This window comes from Thiorhodococcus drewsii AZ1 (assembly GCF_000224065.1).
Taxonomy (GTDB): Bacteria; Pseudomonadota; Gammaproteobacteria; order Chromatiales; family Chromatiaceae; genus Imhoffiella; species Imhoffiella drewsii.
This window is the reverse complement of record NZ_AFWT01000010.1, coordinates 74,669-92,414: the sequence shown is the minus strand read 5'-3', so window position 1 is coordinate 92,414 and position 17,746 is coordinate 74,669. Positions and strand designations below refer to the sequence as shown.

Sequence of the window (17,746 nt, the reverse complement as noted above, 5' to 3'; positions counted from 1 at the left end):
CTCCGACTAGCGCTTCTTGGCCTTTTTATCGGCAGCGTGACCGCGATAGGTGCGGGTCATCGCGAATTCGCCGAGCTTATGGCCGATCATGTTTTCATTGACGAGCACTGGCACGTGCTGACGCCCGTTGTGGACTGCAATGGTCAGACCAACCATCTCCGGCAGGATCATGGACCGACGCGACCAGGTCTTGATCGGTCGCTTACTGTTTTGGGCGACCGCCTCTTCCACCTTTTTGACCAGGTGGTGGTCCACAAAGGGTCCTTTTCGAATCGAACGTGGCACTTGCTCAACCTCGCCTTATTTACTTGCGACCGCGACGACGCACGATCATGCTGTCGGTCCGCTTGTTCTTGCGCGTCTTATGACCCTTGGTCGGTACGCCCCAAGGAGTGACCGGATGACGACCACCGGAGGTGCGGCCTTCGCCACCACCATGCGGGTGATCGACCGGGTTCATGACGACACCGCGGACGGTCGGACGCACACCACGCCAACGGGTCGCACCGGCCTTGCCCAGCTTGCGCAGGCTATGCTCGGCGTTGCCGACCTCGCCGATAACGGCGCGGCAGTCGGCGTGCACCTTGCGCATCTCGCCCGAGCGCAGACGCAGAGTCGCGGTCCCAGTGTCGCGTGCGACAAGCTGAGCCGAGGCACCAGCGGAACGCACCATCTGGGCACCCTTTCCGGGACGCATCTCGATGCAATGCACCTGAGTACCGACCGGAATATTGCGCAGCGGCATGCAGTTGCCGACAGAGATCGACGCAGCCTCACCAGCCTGCACCGTGTCACCCGCCTTCAACCCCTTCGGGGCGATAATATAGGCGCGGTCACCATCGGCATACTTGAGCAGGGCGATGTGCGCAGAGCGATTCGGATCGTATTCCAGGCGCTCGACGGTCGCCGGAACGCCCTCTTTGTTGCGCTTGAAATCGATAACGCGGTAACGCTGCTTGTGGCCACCGCCCTGATGACGCACAGAAATGCGTCCCTGATTATTACGGCCGCCGTGCTTGCTTTTCTTCTCGATCAAGGGCGCATAAGGCGCACCCTTGTGCAGGTCCGGAGTCGTCACCTTGACGACAAAGCGGCGCCCGGCAGACGTCGGTTTAGTCTTTACGATTGGCATCTTGGTCTATCCGTTGCTGTCCGCCGCCGCGCTTACGCGCCGCCGCCGAAGTCGATATCTTGACCGGCTTTCAAGCGCACATACGCCTTGCGCCAGTCCTGCCGCTTGCCCAGGCGTTGCCCGTGGCGCTTTTGCTTGCCCTTCACGTTGAGGATCTGGACGGTATCGACCTGAACCTCGAAGAGCAGCTCAACGGCACTCGCCACTTCCTGCTTGGTCGCATCGGTCGTGACGCGGAAGGCCACCTGTCCAGCGGTTTCCGCCAGACGCGAGGACTTCTCGGAGATGATTGGCGCAACCAGCACCTTCATCAGACGCTCATTGCTGCTCATGCCAGTCGCTCCTCAAGCTGCTTGATGGCCGCTTCGGTTGCGAGCACGGAATCAAAGGTCACCATGCTCACCGGATCCACTTCCTGAGCCGACATGACATCGACATTCGGAAGATTGCGCGCAGCCAGGAAGAGCTTGTCATCGAAGCCGTCGGTCAGAATGAGCACATCCCGAACGTCGTAGGTCTTCAACAGCGCGAGCAATTCCTTGGTCTTGGGTGCTTCGAGCGACAACTCCGGCGCAACGATCAGACGTTCGGCACGGACCAGCTCGGAGATGATCGAGCGCACGGCGCCACGATACATCTTGCGGTTCACCTTCTGAGAGTAATCGCGCGGCTGGGCTGCGAAGGTGACACCACCGGAGCGCCAGATCGGGCTGCGCGACGTACCGGCACGAGCACGCCCCGTTCCCTTTTGACGCCACGGCTTGGCACCGCCACCCGAGACGGCAGAACGATTCTTCTGAGCCTTGGTTCCAGCGCGCGCACCCGCGAGATAGGCGACCACGACCTGATGAACCAAACCTGGTTTATATTCGACGCCGAACACGGCGTCTGAAACCTGCACACTGGCCGAGCCAGTGTGGTTTCGAATGGCGAGTTCCATGAGTGCTTAGCCCTTGTTCTTTTGCTTCACGGACGGCAGCACGATCAATCGCCCGCCGGTCGGTCCCGGCACACCGCCACGGACCAGCAGCAGGTTACGGTCGGTATCGACCCGCACTACCTCTAGGTTCTGCTGACAACGATTGGCCGCACCCAGGTGACCAGCCATCTTCTTACCCTTCCAGACACGACCAGGGGTCTGGTTCTGACCGATGGAACCCGGCGCGCGGTGCGACAGCGAGTTACCATGGGTCCGATCCTGTCCGGCAAAGTGGTGACGGCGAATGACGCCGGCGAAACCGCGACCCTTGGTCACGCCACGCACGTCGACCTTCTGGCCAGGTTCGAAGATGGAGACCGAAATCTCCTGTCCGACCTGTAGGTCCGCACCTTCCTCGCCTTCGAGACGAAATTCTTTCAACACCTCGCCGGCCTCGACGCCGGCCTTAGCGTAGTGACCAGCCATCGGCTTGGTCACCCGAGAGGCGCGACGCGCACCGAATGCAACCTGAATGGCGCAATAGCCATCGGTCTCGGCGGACTTCACCTGGCTGATGTGATTCGGCGTCACCTCAATCACGGTGACCGGAACGCTCTCGCCGGTCTCGGTGAAGAGGCGCGTCATGCCGGCTTTGCGGCCGATAACTCCAATCGTCATCGTATCGTCCTCAGCTCAGCTTGATCTGGACGTCGACACCGGCGGCCAGATCCAGTTTCATCAGCGCGTCGACCGTCTTGTCGGTCGGGTCGACGATATCCATCAGGCGCTTGTGGGTCCGCAGCTCGTACTGGTCGCGCGCGTCCTTGTTGACGTGCGGCGACACCAGAACGGTGAAACGCTCCTTCTTCGAGGGCAGCGGGACCGGACCACGCACCTGAGCGCCAGTGCGCTTGGCGGTATCCACGATCTCGCGGGCGGACTGATCGATCAGACGATGATCGAAAGCCTTCAATCGAATACGAATTCTCTGGTTCGTCATGTCCTTACTCGATGATCTTGGAGACGACGCCGGCACCGACGGTACGGCCACCTTCACGTACCGCAAAGCGCAAACCTTCTTCCATCGCGATCGGCGCGATCAGCTTGACCGTCATCTTGACGTTATCGCCAGGCATGACCATCTCGACCCCTTCGGGCAGATCGCAAGCGCCGGTGACGTCAGTCGTCCGGAAGTAGAACTGCGGACGATAGCCGTTGAAGAAGGGGGTGTGACGTCCGCCCTCTTCCTTGCTCAGCACGTACACCTCGGCCTCGAAGTGGGTGTGCGGCGTGATGGAACCGGGCTTGGCCAACACCTGACCACGCTCGACATCCTCACGCTTGGTGCCACGCAGCAGCGCACCGATGTTGTCGCCAGCCTGACCTTGGTCGAGCAGCTTGCGGAACATCTCGACACCAGTACAGATGGTCTTGACGGTGTCCTTGATGCCAACGATGGACACTTCCTCGCCAACCTTGATGATCCCGCGCTCGACACGCCCGGTCACCACGGTGCCACGACCGGAGATCGAGAACACGTCTTCGATCGGCATCAGGAAGGCGCCGTCGACGGCACGCTCGGGCTCGGGGATGTAGCTGTCGAGCGCTTCCATCAGCTTGTCGATCGAGGGACCACCGATGTCGGAGGTATCGCCCTCGAGCGCCAGCTTGGCGGAACCGGTGACAATCGGGGTGTCGTCACCGGGGAAGTCGTAGCTGGAGAGCAGCTCACGCACTTCCATCTCGACCAGCTCCAGAAGCTCGGCATCGTCGACCATGTCGGCCTTGTTCAGGTACACGACGATGTAAGGCACACCAACCTGACGCGAGAGCAGGATATGCTCGCGGGTCTGAGGCATGGGGCCGTCGGCCGCCGAGCACACCAGGATCGCGCCGTCCATCTGCGCCGCACCCGTGATCATGTTCTTCACGTAGTCGGCGTGCCCGGGGCAGTCGACGTGCGCATAGTGACGGTTCTCGGTCTCGTACTCGACGTGAGCGGTCGCGATAGTAATGCCGCGCTCGCGCTCTTCCGGAGCATTGTCGATCTGATCGTAGCCCCGCGCTTCGCCACCGAACTTACGCGCCTGGTGCGTAGTGATCGCTGCCGTCAGCGTGGTCTTCCCGTGGTCGACGTGGCCAATGGTGCCGACGTTGACGTGGGGCTTGCTACGTTGAAATTTTTCTTTGGACATCCCGCTCTACCTATAACTGAATTACTGTTTCTTGGAGACCGCTTCGGCAATGCTGGCGGGCACCTCGTTGTACTTACTGAACTCCATGCTGTAGGTCGCGCGACCCTGGGTCGCCGACCGCAGGTCGGTCGCATATCCGAACATCTGGGACAGAGGAACCTCGGCACGAATGATCTTGCCGGAAGGCGCGTCATCCATTCCCTGAATCATGCCGCGACGACTGTTCAAGTCGCCCATGACATCACCCATGTTTTCCTCTGGCGTCACGACCTCGACCTTCATGATGGGCTCAAGCAGTACTGGCTTGGCCTTAGCTGCCGCCTCCTTGATCGCCATGGAGCCTGCGATCTTGAAGGCCATTTCGCTCGAATCGACCTCGTGATAGGAACCGTCGTAGAGCGTGACCTTAACGTCGACCATGGGGAACCCGGCGAGAATGCCGTTCTTCATGGCCTCCTGAATACCTTTATCAACAGCGGGGATATATTCCTTCGGCACGGCACCGCCAACGATCGCGTTGACGAATTCGTAACCGCCGCCCGCCTCCTGCGGCTCGACACGGATGAGAACGTGACCGTACTGACCGCGGCCACCGGACTGGCGAGCGAACTTGGTGTCCTGCTCGACGGTCGCACGAATGGTCTCACGGTAGCTGACCTGAGGCGCACCCACATTGGCCTCGACCTTGAACTCGCGACGCATGCGGTCGACGATGATCTCCAGGTGCAGCTCACCCATACCGGAGATGATGGTCTGCCCCGATTCCTCGTCGGTATGCACACGGAAGGAGGGGTCTTCCTGCGCCAGCTTCTGCAGGGCGATACCCATCTTCTCCTGGTCGCTTTTGGTCTTGGGCTCCACCGCAACCGAGATAACCGGCTCCGGGAACTCCATGCGCTCCAGGGTGATGATGTTGTTGAGATCGCACAGGGTGTCACCGGTGGTGACGTCCTTGAGGCCGACGGCGGCGGCGATATCGCCCGCGTGGACTTCCTTGAGCTCCTGACGATCGTTGGCGTGCATCTGCAGGATACGACCGACGCGCTCCTTCTTACGCTTGACCGGGTTGTAAACGGTGTCACCGGAACGGATCACACCCGAGTACACACGGAAGAAGGTCAGGGTGCCGACGAAGGGGTCGGTCGCGATCTTGAACGCGAGCGAGGCGAACGGCTCCTCATCGGAGGCGTGACGCTCACCCTCGGACTCGTCCTTGTCGTCGAGAATGCCCTTGATCGCGGGCACGTCGATCGGCGACGGCATGTAATCGATCACGGCGTCCAGCATGGCCTGAACACCCTTGTTCTTGAAGGCCGTACCGCAGAGCATGGGCACGATCTCGCTCTTGAGCGTACGAGCGCGCAGACCAAACTGGATTTCCTCCAGGGTCAGCTCGACGCCCTCGAGATACTTTTCCATCAGCTCTTCGCTGGCCTCGGCGGCTGCCTCGACCATCTTCTCGCGCCACTCTGCGCAGGTTGCGACGAGATCCTCGGGGATATCGCGCAGCTCGAACTCCATGCCGCGCGAGGCATCGTCCCAATAGACGGCCTTCATCTTCACCAGGTCGACGACGCCCTTGAAGTCTTCCTCGGCACCGATCGGAACCTGAATCGGAACGGGATTGCCGCCCAAACGGTCCTTCACCTGCCCAACGACACGGAAGAAGTTCGCACCCATGCGGTCCATCTTGTTGACGAACGCAAGACGCGGGACGCCGTACTTGTCGGCCTGACGCCAGACGGTCTCTGACTGAGGCTCAACACCGCCGACCGCGCAGAAGACCGCGCAGGCGCCGTCCAACACACGCAGCGAACGCTCAACCTCAATGGTGAAGTCGACGTGTCCGGGGGTGTCGATGATATTGATACGGTGCTCGGGACGGTCGTGGCCCATGCCCTTCCAGAAGCAGGTCGTCGCCGCAGAGGTGATGGTAATACCACGCTCCTGCTCCTGCTCCATCCAGTCCATGGTGGCAGCGCCATCGTGCACTTCGCCAATCTTGTGAGAGACACCCGTATAGAAAAGGATGCGCTCTGTAGTGGTGGTCTTCCCAGCATCGATGTGAGCCATGATGCCAAGATTGCGATACCGCTCGATGGGTGTGCTACGTGCCACGACTGAATCCGCCCTGATGAATCTTAAAGATCGTAAAGACCGCTAGAAAAAACGCTACCAGCGGTAATGCGAGAAGGCCTTGTTAGCCTCTGCCATGCGGTGCGTATCTTCCTTCTTTTTCACTGCCGAACCGCGCGAGTCGGCCGCATCCATCAGCTCGCCAGCGAGACGCTGCGCCATGGACTTCTCCGAACGCTTACGCGCCGCGTCAATGAGCCAGCGCATTGCCAGCGAATTGCGGCGCGTCGGACGCACCTCGACCGGCACCTGATAGGTCGCACCACCAACACGTCGGGACTTGACCTCGACCGCCGGACGCACGTTATCCATCGCCAGCTCGAGCAGCTCGACGGGCTTGGCGCCCTTCTTCTCGGCAACCTGATCCAGGGCGCTGTAGATAATGCGCTCGGCGACGGATTTTTTACCGTCTTCCATCATCATATTGATGAACTTGGTCAACAATTCGCTTCCGTGCTTCGGATCCGGGAGGATCTGGCGACGGGCGGCAACACGTCTTCTCGGCATGACTTAAGACTCCGACCTTGGTCGTTAACTAGTTAGCTGCTAGGGGTCGCTACAGCGACGATCACTTCTTCGGGCGCTTGGCGCCGTACTTGGAGCGACCCTGACGCCGCTTCTCGACACCGGACGTGTCCAGCGTGCCGCGCACGGTGTGATAGCGCACGCCAGGCAAGTCCTTGACGCGGCCACCGCGAATCAGGACCACCGAGTGCTCCTGAAGATTATGTCCTTCACCACCAATATAGGAAGCGACCTCGAAGCCGTTGGTCAGGCGTACGCGGGCGACCTTACGCAGAGCCGAGTTCGGCTTCTTCGGGGTCGTGGTATAGACACGCGTACAAACGCCGCGGCGCTGCGGGCATGCCTCCAACGCGGGCACGTTGGACTTGGCCACGTTGCGCCGGCGAGGCTTCCGGACGAGTTGGTTGATCGTTGCCATGCAATCAGTCTCCAGCGGCGCCCTCGCGCCATAATCACGAGAGTCAAACGAATACCTGCACGAAACCCAGCCGGCCAAACACCACCAGCTTGACGCACGAATGCAATCGATCGACTCGGGGACCGGGCGATGAGCCCAGACCAAGGAACCGGACTAAGAAAATGAGACTAGCCGGCAGATCGCCGGCTAGCTGAGACAGAGCAGTATAGGGAGCTACCCCTTACCTGTCAACATCCTATCACGGATGAATGACAGGCTCGGGCTCGCGACACCTTAACCTGCTTCCGAGGTATTGAGGGCCTTCTTCAATGCCTCTTCGAGCTCCTCGGTCGCCATCTCGACCTTGGAGGGGCCATGCCCATCCAAAATCCGCTGACGACGGCGCTCTTGATGGTACGCCAGACCCGTACCAGACGGAATCAGACGCCCAACGATGACGTTTTCCTTCAGACCCAACAGACGATCGGTCGACCCTCGCACCGCCGCCTCGGTGAGAACACGCGTGGTCTCCTGGAAGGAGGCCGCCGAGATGAAAGACTCGGTCGCCAAGGATGCCTTGGTGATACCCAGCAGCAGCGGCTCGTAGAGCGCTGGCTGCTTGTTCTCGGCCATGGCACGCTTGTTCTCGTCGAGAAGAAGCGAATACTCGACCTGCTCGCCGCGCAGCAGACGCGTGTCGCCGGTCGCGGTGATCTCGACCTTACGCAGCATCTGGCGCACGATGACCTCGATGTGCTTGTCGTTGATCTTAACGCCCTGCAGACGATAGACGTCCTGGATCTCCTTGACGAGATACTCGGCCAAGGCCGTCACACCCTTCAAACGCAGGATGTCATGCGAGGACAGCTCGCCGTCGGCGATCACCTCGCCGCGCTCCACGCGCTCGCCCTCGAAGACGTTGACGTGACGCCACTTCGGAATCAACTCCTCGACCGTCTCGCCGTCGTCCTTAGTGATAACCAGACGCTGCTTGCCCTTGGTGTCCTTACCGAAACCGATCGTACCGCTGGCTTCAGCCAACAGCGCCGGCTCCTTGGGCTTGCGCGCCTCGAAGAGGTCGGCGACGCGAGGCAGACCACCCGTGATATCGCGGGTCTTGGAGGACTCCTGCGGGATACGCGCCAGGATGTCGCCGACGCCGACCTGGGCACCATTGGCGACGCTGACGATAGCGCCCGAAGACAGCGCGTAGCGCGCCGGCAGGTCGGTACCCGCAATGTTGAGCTCCGCGCCGTCGTCGCCGAGCAGCTTCACCATCGGCCGCAGATCCTTACCGGCCGAGGGACGCTGCTTGGGATCGATGACGACCAGCGAGGTTAGACCCGTCACATCGTCGACCTGCCCCTGAACGGTGACACCCTCGATGAAGTCCTCGAACTCCAGGGTACCCGCAACCTCGGTGACCACAGGATGGGTATGCGGGTCCCAGCTGGCAACCACGTCGCCCGGCTTGACCGTATCGCCATCGGAGACGCGCAACGTCGCACCATAGGGCACCTTGTAGCGCTCTTTCTCCATACCGCGTTCGTCGACGACCGTAAGCTCGCCCGAGCGCGAAACCGCGACCAGGTTGCCCGAGTGGTGCCGCACCGTCTTGATGTTGTGCAGACGCGCCGAACCGGCGTTCTTGATATCGATACTGTTGACGGCCGCCGCCCGCGAGGCCGCACCACCGATGTGGAAGGTCCGCATGGTGAGCTGGGTACCCGGCTCGCCGATGGACTGGGCCGCGATGACACCGACCGATTCGCCCATATTGACACGATGACCACGCGCCAGGTCGCGACCGTAGCACTGGGCACAAACGCCGAGGCGCGATTCGCAGGTGATGGGCGAACGCACCCGCACCTGGTCGATACCCACCTCCTCGAAGCGCTCGACCCAGCTCTCGTCCAGCAGCGTTCCCGCCGCGCAGACCAGCTCGTCCGTGCCGGGACGATAGACGTCGATGGCACAGACGCGGCCGAGGATTCGCTCGCGCAACGGCTCGACGACGTCACCACCCTCGATGATGGGCGCCATCAGCAGACCCTGCTCGGTACCGCAATCCTCCTCAAGGACCACCATGTCCTGGGCCACGTCGACCAAACGCCGGGTCAGATACCCCGAGTTGGCGGTCTTGAGCGCCGTATCGGCCAGACCCTTACGTGCACCGTGGGTCGAGATGAAGTACTGGATAACGTTCAGACCTTCACGGAAGTTCGCCGTGATGGGGGTCTCGATGATGGAGCCGTCCGGCTTGGCCATGAGGCCGCGCATACCGGCGAGCTGACGAATCTGCTGGGCGGAACCACGCGCACCCGAGTTGGCCATCATGTAGATGGAGTTGAAGGAATCCTGTCTGCGCTCGTCGGCCACGCGATTCTTGGCATCCTTGAAGGCGGAGACGATGCGATCGCGCCGCTCCTGCCCCTTGACCTTGTCGATCTCGACATAGGCCATCACGGCCGGACGATATTCCTCCACCTGTGCGTCGAACGTCTCGCGGAAGGTCGTCAGATCCATCTCGCCGCGCGCCAATTGATCGCAGACCTCGCTCAGCTTGGTCTGCCACTCGCTGAAGATGCGCTTGGCCGCCATCCGGCTCTCGCCTTCCAGCGCATTCACCACCGCCTGACGGTATTCGGCCACCAATCGCTGCGACTCGAACCCAGGATTACCGGCAGCCTGCTCGGTACCCAGCTTACTCATCATGGCCTTGGCGACCTGATCGTTGGTGCGCGACCAGATATCCACGACCTTGTTGTAACGCTCACCGTTGGTTACCAAGCCGGAGGCGTACTGCTGCTGGATCTCCTTGACCTCGGTCTCGGCTGCCGCAAGCAGCGAGCCCTTGTCCATCTTGGCATCCACTTCGTCGCGCGGCACCTCCATGTCGTCGAGACCGATGGAGACACCCGCACGGGTCGCCATGCGGAAGCCCATATACATGACTTGGTCGGCGAAGACGACCGTGTCCTTGAGCCCGAGACGGCGGTAGCAGGTATTGATCAGCATCGAGATCTGCTTCTTGCCCATCGGACGATCGATCAGATCGAACGGCAGACCGTCGGGCACGATGGCGAAGACCAGGGCGCGACCGAGCGTCGTGGTCTTGACACTGGTCACATCGCGCAGGGTGCCGTCTTTCGACTTGATGATCTCGCGAATCCGCACACGACAGCGTGCATGCAGATCGGCCGCACCGGTCTCATAGGCGCGACGCGCCTCGTCGATGCCGGAGAAGGCACTGCCCTCGCCCTTGGCGCCGACACGCTCGCGCGTCATGTAATAGAGCCCAAGAACCACGTCCTGCGAGGGCACGATGATGGGTTCGCCGTTGGCGGGCGAGAGGATATTGTTGGAGGCCATCATGAGCGCGCGCGCCTCCAGCTGGGCCTCCAGCGAGAGCGGCACGTGCACGGCCATCTGGTCGCCGTCGAAGTCGGCGTTGAAGGCGGTACAGACCAGCGGATGGAGCTGAATGGCCTTGCCTTCGATCAACACCGGCTCGAACGCCTGGATGCCCAGACGATGCAGGGTCGGCGCACGGTTGAGCATGACCGGATGTTCGCGGATGACCTCTTCGAGGATATCCCACACCTCAGGCGTGCCGCGCTCGACCATCTTCTTGGCCGCCTTGATCGTCGCCGCCAAACCACGCAGCTGCAGCTTGCTGAAGATGAACGGCTTGAACAGCTCGAGCGCCATGCGCTTGGGCAGACCGCACTGGTGCAGCTTGAGGTAGGGGCCGACCACGATGACCGAGCGGCCGGAATAGTCGACACGCTTACCCAGCAGGTTCTGACGGAAGCGACCCTGCTTGCCCTTGATCATGTCGGCGAGCGATTTCAGCGGACGCTTATTGGTGCCGGTGATGGCGCGACCGCGACGGCCGTTGTCCAGCAAGGCGTCGACCGACTCCTGGAGCATGCGCTTCTCGTTGCGCACGATGATGTCGGGCGCGACCAGATCCAGCAGACGCTTGAGTCGGTTGTTGCGGTTGATGACGCGACGATAGAGATCGTTGAGATCCGAGGTCGCGAAACGGCCGCCGTCCAGCGGAACCAGCGGACGCAGCTCGGGCGGCAGCACCGGCAGCACGGTCAGGATCATCCACTCGGGACGGTTGCCCGAGGCGAGCAGCGACTCCATCAGCTTGAGCCGCTTGGAGAGCTTCTTGATCTTGGTCTCGGAGTTGGTGCCCTCGATCTCCTCGCGCATGCGTCGGATCTCGGCGGCCATGTCGATGGTGCGCAGCAGCTCGAAGACGGCCTCGGCGCCCATGCGGGCGTCGAATTCGTCACCGTTGGCCTCAAGCGCGTCCAGATACTGCTCATCGTTGAGCAGCTGGCCACGCTCCAGCTCCTGAACCAGACCCGGATCAATGACCACGAAGGACTCGAAATAGAGGATGCGCTCGATGTCGCGCAACGTCATATCGAGCAACAGTCCGATACGGGACGGCAGCGACTTGAGGAACCAGATGTGCGCGACCGGGCTAGCCAGGTCGATGTGGCCCATGCGCTCGCGGCGCACCTTGGCCAGGGTCACCTCGACGCCGCACTTCTCGCAAACGACGCCGCGATGCTTGAGACGCTTGTACTTACCGCAGATGCACTCGTAATCGGTGATGGGTCCGAAGATCTTGGCGCAGAAGAGACCGTCACGCTCCGGCTTGAAGGTGCGGTAATTGATGGTCTCGGGCTTCTTGACCTCGCCATAGGACCAGGAACGGATCATCTCGGGGGAGGCAAGCCCGATCTTGATGGCGTCGAACTCGAGCGCCTGGCCCTGTTGCTTGATGATTTTCAGTAGATCTTTCAAGACCTTTATCTCCTGCCTGGGATAACCGGCTAAACGCTGGCCCTAAATTCGCCTGATGTGGCTCCGGGCAACGCCACACCCAAGAAGAACGCAAACGAACAGGAGCCACGAAACGCTCCAAGGACCACCAAGACGTAAAACGCCAATCGGCAAGGTCCGATCGTTCCCGCGGAAACCTATCCATTCACGAGGTGCGCAGGAACGCGCACCTCGGAGCCTTCTCCTCAATCCTGTTGAAGCTCGATGTTGATTGCGAGCGAGCGAATCTCCTTGACGAGCACGTTGAAGGACTCAGGCATGCCAGCTTCCATCCGATGATCGCCATCGACGATGTTCTTGTACATCTTGGTACGACCATTGACGTCGTCGGACTTGACCGTGAGCATTTCCTGCAAGGTATAGGCGGCACCGTAAGCCTCCAGCGCCCACACCTCCATCTCTCCGAAACGCTGGCCACCGAACTGCGCCTTACCGCCGAGCGGCTGCTGAGTCACCAGGCTGTACGGACCGGTCGAACGGGCATGCATCTTGTCGTCGACCAAGTGATTCAGCTTGATCATATACATATAGCCGACCGTGACCGGGCGCTCGAATTGATCGCCGGAGCGGCCATCGAACAGGATGGTCTGACCGTTCGGGACACCCTGCGCCGAGTTGTCGCGTTCAGCCAGCGCGAGCATGGCGAGAATTTCCTCTTCGGTCGCACCGTCGAAGACCGGCGTCGCGAGCGGCACACCCTTGGTCAGATTACCCGCCAGGGACAAGATCTCATCGTCGGACAGCCCTTGGATGTCTTCTTGCTTGCCGCTGCTGTTGTAGACCTGATCCAAGAAGGCACGCAGCTCCTCGACCGCCGCCTGCCGCTTAAGCATGCGGTTGATGCGGTCGCCAAGACCGTTGGCCGCCCAACCGAGATGGGTCTCCAGAACCTGTCCCACGTTCATGCGCGAAGGCACGCCCAGCGGGTTCAGAACGATGTCCACCGGCTCACCGTCGGCCGAGAAGGGCATGTCCTCGATCGGCACGACCTTGGAGATGACACCCTTATTACCGTGACGACCCGCCATCTTGTCGCCCGGCTGAATGCGACGCTTCACGGCCACGTAGACCTTGACCATCTTGAGGACGCCGGGAGCCAGATCGTCGCCACTGGCGATCTTGCGTTTCTTGACCTCGTAGCGCTCGCGGAATTCCTCACGCTGCTGTTTGACCTGCGTCGAAACCGCTTCGAGCTGGGTCGCGATCTCCTCGTCCTGCATGCGGATCTCGAACCACTGATCGCGCGAACCCTTTTCGAGCAGGCCCTGCAGATAGGATTTGGTGATCTTGGAGCCCGGCTTGAGACCACCGGGACCACCATCGGCGACCTTGCCGGTCAGCATCTTCTCGACACGATGGAAGGTATCGTTCTCCATGATGCGCTGCTGGTCGGCGAAGTCCTTGCGCACCCGCTCGAGCTCCATCTCCTCGATCTGCATCGCGCGCTTGTCTTTTTCGACACCGTCGCGCGTGAAGACCTGGACGTCGACCACCGTGCCGTTCATGCCCGTAGGCAGACGCAGCGAGGTGTCCTTCACGTCCGAGGCCTTCTCGCCAAAGATGGCGCGCAGCAGCTTCTCTTCGGGAGTCAGCTGGGTCTCGCCCTTGGGCGTCACCTTGCCGACCAGGATATCGCCATCGCGCACCTCGGCACCGACATAGACGATACCGGACTCGTCGAGCTTGGACAGCGCCGACTCGCCGACATTCGGGATATCGCCAGTGATCTCTTCCGGCCCCAGCTTGGTGTCGCGGGCCAGACAGGAAAGCTCCTCGATATGGATGCTGGTGAAGCGGTCTTCCTGCACCACACGCTCAGAGATGAGGATGGAATCCTCGAAGTTGTAGCCGTTCCAGCACATGAAGGCGACGCGCAGGTTCTGCCCCAGCGCCAACTCGCCCATATCGGTCGAGGGACCGTCGGCCAACACGTCGCTACGCGCAATCAGATCGCCTGGCTTGACCAGCGGGCGCTGATTGATACAGGTGTTCTGGTTCGAGCGGGTGTATTTGGTCAGGTTGTAGATATCCACACCTGGCACGCCCGGCACCGACTCCTCGTCGTTGACGCGCACGACGATACGCGCGGCATCGACCGACTCGATCGCACCACCGCGACGCGCAACCACGCAGACACCCGAGTCCTTGGCGACCACGCGCTCCATGCCGGTACCGACCAGGGGCTTCTCGGCGCGCAGCGTCGGAACGGCCTGACGTTGCATGTTCGAGCCCATGAGCGCGCGGTTGGCATCGTCGTGCTCAAGGAAGGGAATCAGCGACGCAGCCACCGAGACGATCTGACGCGGAGAGACGTCCATGTACTGGACCTCCTCCGGGGGACGCATGGTGAACTCGTTCGCGTGACGGCAGGAGACCAGGGCGTCGGTCAGCTCGCCGTTCTCGCCCAACGTGGCGTTGGCCTGGGCGATCACGTAGTTGCCTTCCTCGATCGCCGAGAGATAGTCGATCTCCTTGGTGACCAGCCCGTTCTCCACCTTGATGTAGGGGGTTTCGAGGAAGCCGTAGGAGTTGGTCCGCGCATAGACGGCCAGCGAATTGATCAGACCGATGTTCGGACCTTCAGGGGTCTCGATCGGACAGACGCGACCATAATGCGTCGGGTGCACGTCGCGCACCTCGAAGCCGGCACGCTCGCGCGCCAGACCACCAGGGCCGAGCGCCGAAACGCGGCGCTTGTGGGTCACCTCGGACAGCGGATTGTTCTGGTCCATGAACTGCGAGAGCTGACTGGAACCGAAGAACTCCTTGATCGCCGCCGAGACCGGCTTGGCGTTGATCAGTTCCTGCGGCATCAGCCCCTCGGACTCGGCCAGCGACAGACGCTCCTTGACCGCGCGCTCGACACGGACCAGGCCGACGCGGAACTGGTTCTCCGCCATCTCGCCGACGCAACGAATGCGACGGTTGCCGAGGTGATCGATATCGTCGACCGTGCCGCGACCGTTACGCAGCTCGACCAGCACCTTGAGCGCATCGACGATATCGGAGGTGCCGTCGCCGAACTCCTCATAGAGCTTCTTGGAGAACTCGTCGGTCCGGCCAGCGAAATAACGCCCGTCATAGACGACGCCAGGCCCCTCCTCCGACTCACGCCCGAGACGTCGGTTGAACTTCATGCGACCGACCGCCGAAAGGTCGTAGCGGTCCGGGGTGAAGAAGAGGTTGTGGAACAGGTTCTGAGCGGCCTCCTTGGTCGGCGGCTCGCCCGGACGCATCATGCGATAGATCTCGACCTGCGCCTCCAGATCGTTGGTGGTTGTATCGATGCGCAGGGTTTCGGAAATATAGGGCCCCTGATCGAGATCGTTGACGAACAGGGTTTCGAGCGTCTCGACACCCTTTTGGAACAGGGTCTCCAGCAGCTCGGGGGTGATCGGCTCATTCGCCTCGGCGAACACCTCACCCGTCTCGGTATCGATCTGCGCCTGGCTCAAGATGCGGCCAAGCAGGAACTCGGCGGGCACCTCTAGGCGCTCGACACCCGCCTTCTGGAGTTCGCGGATGTGGCGCGCGGTCACGCGACGACCGGACTCGACCAGAACCTCGTCGCCGATCTTGACATCGAAACCAACGGTCTCGCCGCGCAAACGCTCGGGAACCAGGTCCAGGGTGACGGTGCGCCCCTGAATGCGGAAGGTATCGGTCTCGAAGAACCGAGCCAGGATCTCTTCCACGCTGTAACCGAGGGCGCGCAGCAGCACGGTCGCCGGCAATTTGCGACGACGATCGATACGCACAAAGACGTTGTCCTTGGGATCGAATTCGAAGTCGAGCCAGGAACCGCGATAGGGAATCACGCGCGCAGAGAAAAGCAGCTTCCCGGACGAGTGGGTCTTGCCCTTGTCGTGATCGAAGAAGACACCCGGCGAACGATGGAGCTGCGAAACGATGACGCGCTCTGTGCCGTTGATGATGAAGGTACCGGTCTCGGTCATGAGCGGTAGCTCGCCCATGTAGACCTCTTGTTCGCGGATATCCTTCACGACCTTGGAGCCCGCCGGGGCCTCCTTGTCGTAGATCACCAAACGCAACAGCACACGCAGCGGAGCGGCGAAGGTGGCACCACGCAGGTGACACTCGCGCTCGTCGAAGACCGGCTCGCCGAGCCGATACTTCACATATTCGAGGACGGCATTTCCGGAATAGCTCTCGATCGGGAAGACCGACTTGAACGCGGCATGAAGCCCCACCTCTCTGCGATCCTTGACCGCACTATCGGCTTGCAGGAACTCCTTATAGGAGCCAATCTGCGTCGCCAGGAGAAACGGCACGTCCAGAATGCTGGGACGCTTGCCGAAGTCTTTGCGGATGCGCTTTTTTTCGGTGAACGAATAGGCCATTATGCCTTCCCTCGAGGTGCTTGCTTGGGTCCCTGACGGGGCGTGAACTCTGATGCGGGTTGCAGACGGCAAGGTACGAGCATCAAACCGATAGCGTGATCAGCGCCGCGCTCGGCGACGTCCCCAAAACAGGGTACGCCGTCGGACTGTCTCGACCCAACGGGAAAAGGCCGGCGGCTTGTCGCCGCCAGCCCGAACGCTTCGTCGAAGACGTAGCGACGCAATGCGCCGTTACTTGATTTCGACGCTGGCGCCAGCCTCTTCGAGCTCCTTCTTGGCCGCTTCGGCTTCGGCCTTGGAGATGCCTTCCTTCAGGGTGGTCGGGGCGCCTTCGACGGCGTCCTTCGCTTCCTTCAGGCCGAGACCGGTGAGACCGCGAACAGCCTTGATGACGCCAACCTTGTTTGCGCCGAAGGAGGTCAGAATGACGTCGAACTCGGTCTGCTCTTCAGCAGGAGCGGCATCCGCACCCGCGCCAGGAGCGGCGACGGCGACGGCGGCAGCGGCGGTCACGCCGAACTTCTCTTCCATCGCGCTGATGAGATCGACGACCTCAAGCACGGTCATGTTGCCAATCGCTTCGAGAATATCTTCTTTCGAAACGGCCATGGGTTTCTCCTAAAGTCTAAATCGGGGTAATCGGATTGCTGATGAATTGAGGACGCCGATCAGGCGGCCTCTTTGGCATCGCGAATCGCGGCAATGGTGCGGACCAGCTTGCCCGGCACCTCGTTGATGGTCGCTGCGAGCTTCTGCACTGGAGCCTTCATGACCGACATCAGCATGCTGACAGCCTGATCGTAGGTCGGCATCTTGGCGAGAGCGCCAATATCCGATGGATCAAGCAGCTTGCCGCCCAGGGCGACCAAGCGCACCTGGAATTTGCCGTGCTCCTTCGCAAATGCCTCGACAACGCGTGCTGCGGCACCAGGATCTTCCTGCGAGAAGGCGAGAATCATCGGGCCGGTCAGCCCATCTCGCATGCAGGCGAAATCTGTGTCTTCCAGCGCGCGCCGCGCCAGGGTATTCTTAACCACACGAACATAGACGCCAGACTTGCGTGCTTCCACGCGCAGCTTGGTCAATTGCTCGACGGTCAAGCCCCGGTATTCGGCACCGATGGCCGAATAGGCGCTTTTAGCGACTTCCGCGACTTCGGCGACGATTGCTTCTTTTTGCGCAAAATTTAGCGCCACTGTCGTCACCTCTGAACTA

The 17,746-nt window shown here is 61.2% G+C and carries 14 protein-coding genes; all 14 read right to left on the bottom strand.

The annotated features are described in order from the left end of the window. Positions 1 to 6 precede the first annotated feature (6 nt). Complete coding sequence (gene rpsS, locus THIDRDRAFT_RS08665; protein ID WP_007040455.1) at positions 7 to 285, bottom strand: 30S ribosomal protein S19; 279 nt, start codon at positions 283 to 285, stop codon at positions 7 to 9. Positions 286 to 304: 19 nt separating this feature from the next. Further along, a complete protein-coding gene (rplB, locus tag THIDRDRAFT_RS08660; RefSeq protein WP_007040454.1) occupies positions 305 to 1,132 on the bottom strand; it encodes a 50S ribosomal protein L2 in 828 nt (275 codons plus the stop codon). Between the two features lie 32 nt (positions 1,133 to 1,164). Next, a complete protein-coding gene (gene rplW, locus THIDRDRAFT_RS08655) occupies positions 1,165 to 1,464 on the bottom strand; it encodes a 50S ribosomal protein L23 (protein WP_007040453.1) in 300 nt (99 codons plus the stop codon). Beyond that, positions 1,461 to 2,072 (bottom strand): 50S ribosomal protein L4, encoded by a 612-nt coding sequence (gene rplD, locus THIDRDRAFT_RS08650; RefSeq protein WP_007040452.1) that lies wholly within the window; start codon positions 2,070 to 2,072, stop codon positions 1,461 to 1,463. The genes rplW and rplD overlap by 4 nt, the downstream gene beginning before the upstream one ends. Before the next feature lie 6 nt (positions 2,073 to 2,078). Continuing rightward, positions 2,079 to 2,729, bottom strand: a complete 651-nt coding sequence (gene rplC / locus THIDRDRAFT_RS08645) for a 50S ribosomal protein L3 (RefSeq protein ID WP_007040451.1) — start codon at positions 2,727 to 2,729, stop codon at positions 2,079 to 2,081. A gap of 10 nt (positions 2,730 to 2,739) precedes the next feature. Next, on the bottom strand, positions 2,740 to 3,051 hold the full coding sequence (gene rpsJ, locus THIDRDRAFT_RS08640) for a 30S ribosomal protein S10 (RefSeq protein ID WP_007040450.1): 312 nt from the start codon (positions 3,049 to 3,051) through the stop codon (positions 2,740 to 2,742). Positions 3,052 to 3,055: 4 nt separating this feature from the next. Continuing rightward, on the bottom strand, positions 3,056 to 4,246 hold the full coding sequence (tuf, locus tag THIDRDRAFT_RS08635) for an elongation factor Tu (protein WP_007040449.1): 1,191 nt from the start codon (positions 4,244 to 4,246) through the stop codon (positions 3,056 to 3,058). 21 nt (positions 4,247 to 4,267) lie between these two features. Further along, on the bottom strand, positions 4,268 to 6,364 hold the full coding sequence (gene fusA / locus THIDRDRAFT_RS08630; protein WP_007040448.1) for an elongation factor G: 2,097 nt from the start codon (positions 6,362 to 6,364) through the stop codon (positions 4,268 to 4,270). 54 nt (positions 6,365 to 6,418) lie between these two features. Further along, positions 6,419 to 6,889, bottom strand: a complete 471-nt coding sequence (gene rpsG, locus THIDRDRAFT_RS08625; RefSeq protein WP_007040447.1) for a 30S ribosomal protein S7 — start codon at positions 6,887 to 6,889, stop codon at positions 6,419 to 6,421. A gap of 61 nt (positions 6,890 to 6,950) precedes the next feature. Beyond that, on the bottom strand, positions 6,951 to 7,325 hold the full coding sequence (rpsL, locus tag THIDRDRAFT_RS08620; protein ID WP_007040446.1) for a 30S ribosomal protein S12: 375 nt from the start codon (positions 7,323 to 7,325) through the stop codon (positions 6,951 to 6,953). Positions 7,326 to 7,598: 273 nt separating this feature from the next. Then, the gene (gene rpoC / locus THIDRDRAFT_RS08615) at positions 7,599 to 12,131 is read right to left on the bottom strand and encodes a DNA-directed RNA polymerase subunit beta' (RefSeq protein ID WP_007040445.1); all 4,533 of its coding nucleotides are present in this window, start codon (positions 12,129 to 12,131) and stop codon (positions 7,599 to 7,601) included. Between the two features lie 224 nt (positions 12,132 to 12,355). Further along, positions 12,356 to 16,531 carry a DNA-directed RNA polymerase subunit beta gene (gene rpoB, locus THIDRDRAFT_RS08610; protein WP_007040444.1) on the bottom strand — a complete coding sequence of 1,392 codons (4,176 nt, stop codon included), beginning with the start codon at positions 16,529 to 16,531 and terminating at the stop codon, positions 12,356 to 12,358. Positions 16,532 to 16,762: 231 nt separating this feature from the next. Continuing rightward, positions 16,763 to 17,140 carry a 50S ribosomal protein L7/L12 gene (gene rplL / locus THIDRDRAFT_RS08605; protein WP_007040443.1) on the bottom strand — a complete coding sequence of 126 codons (378 nt, stop codon included), beginning with the start codon at positions 17,138 to 17,140 and terminating at the stop codon, positions 16,763 to 16,765. Positions 17,141 to 17,199: 59 nt separating this feature from the next. Continuing rightward, positions 17,200 to 17,727 (bottom strand): 50S ribosomal protein L10, encoded by a 528-nt coding sequence (gene rplJ / locus THIDRDRAFT_RS08600; RefSeq protein ID WP_007040442.1) that lies wholly within the window; start codon positions 17,725 to 17,727, stop codon positions 17,200 to 17,202. Positions 17,728 to 17,746 lie beyond the last annotated feature (19 nt).

Bases quoted from the DNA above. Each gene is read 5' to 3' on its own strand.
- rplB (WP_007040454.1), bottom strand. From the start codon at position 1,132: ATGCCAATCGTAAAGACTAAACCGACGTCTGCCGGGCGCCGCTTTGTC.
- rpoB (WP_007040444.1), bottom strand. From the start codon at position 16,531: ATGGCCTATTCGTTCACCGAAAAAAAGCGCATCCGCAAAGACTTCGGC.
- tuf (WP_007040449.1), bottom strand. From the start codon at position 4,246: ATGTCCAAAGAAAAATTTCAACGTAGCAAGCCCCACGTCAACGTCGGC.
- rpsG (WP_007040447.1), bottom strand. From the start codon at position 6,889: ATGCCGAGAAGACGTGTTGCCGCCCGTCGCCAGATCCTCCCGGATCCG.
- rpsJ (WP_007040450.1), bottom strand. From the start codon at position 3,051: ATGACGAACCAGAGAATTCGTATTCGATTGAAGGCTTTCGATCATCGT.
- rplC (WP_007040451.1), bottom strand. From the start codon at position 2,729: ATGACGATTGGAGTTATCGGCCGCAAAGCCGGCATGACGCGCCTCTTC.
- rpsL (WP_007040446.1), bottom strand. From the start codon at position 7,325: ATGGCAACGATCAACCAACTCGTCCGGAAGCCTCGCCGGCGCAACGTG.
- rplW (WP_007040453.1), bottom strand. From the start codon at position 1,464: ATGAGCAGCAATGAGCGTCTGATGAAGGTGCTGGTTGCGCCAATCATC.
- rplL (WP_007040443.1), bottom strand. From the start codon at position 17,140: ATGGCCGTTTCGAAAGAAGATATTCTCGAAGCGATTGGCAACATGACC.
- rplD (WP_007040452.1), bottom strand. From the start codon at position 2,072: ATGGAACTCGCCATTCGAAACCACACTGGCTCGGCCAGTGTGCAGGTT.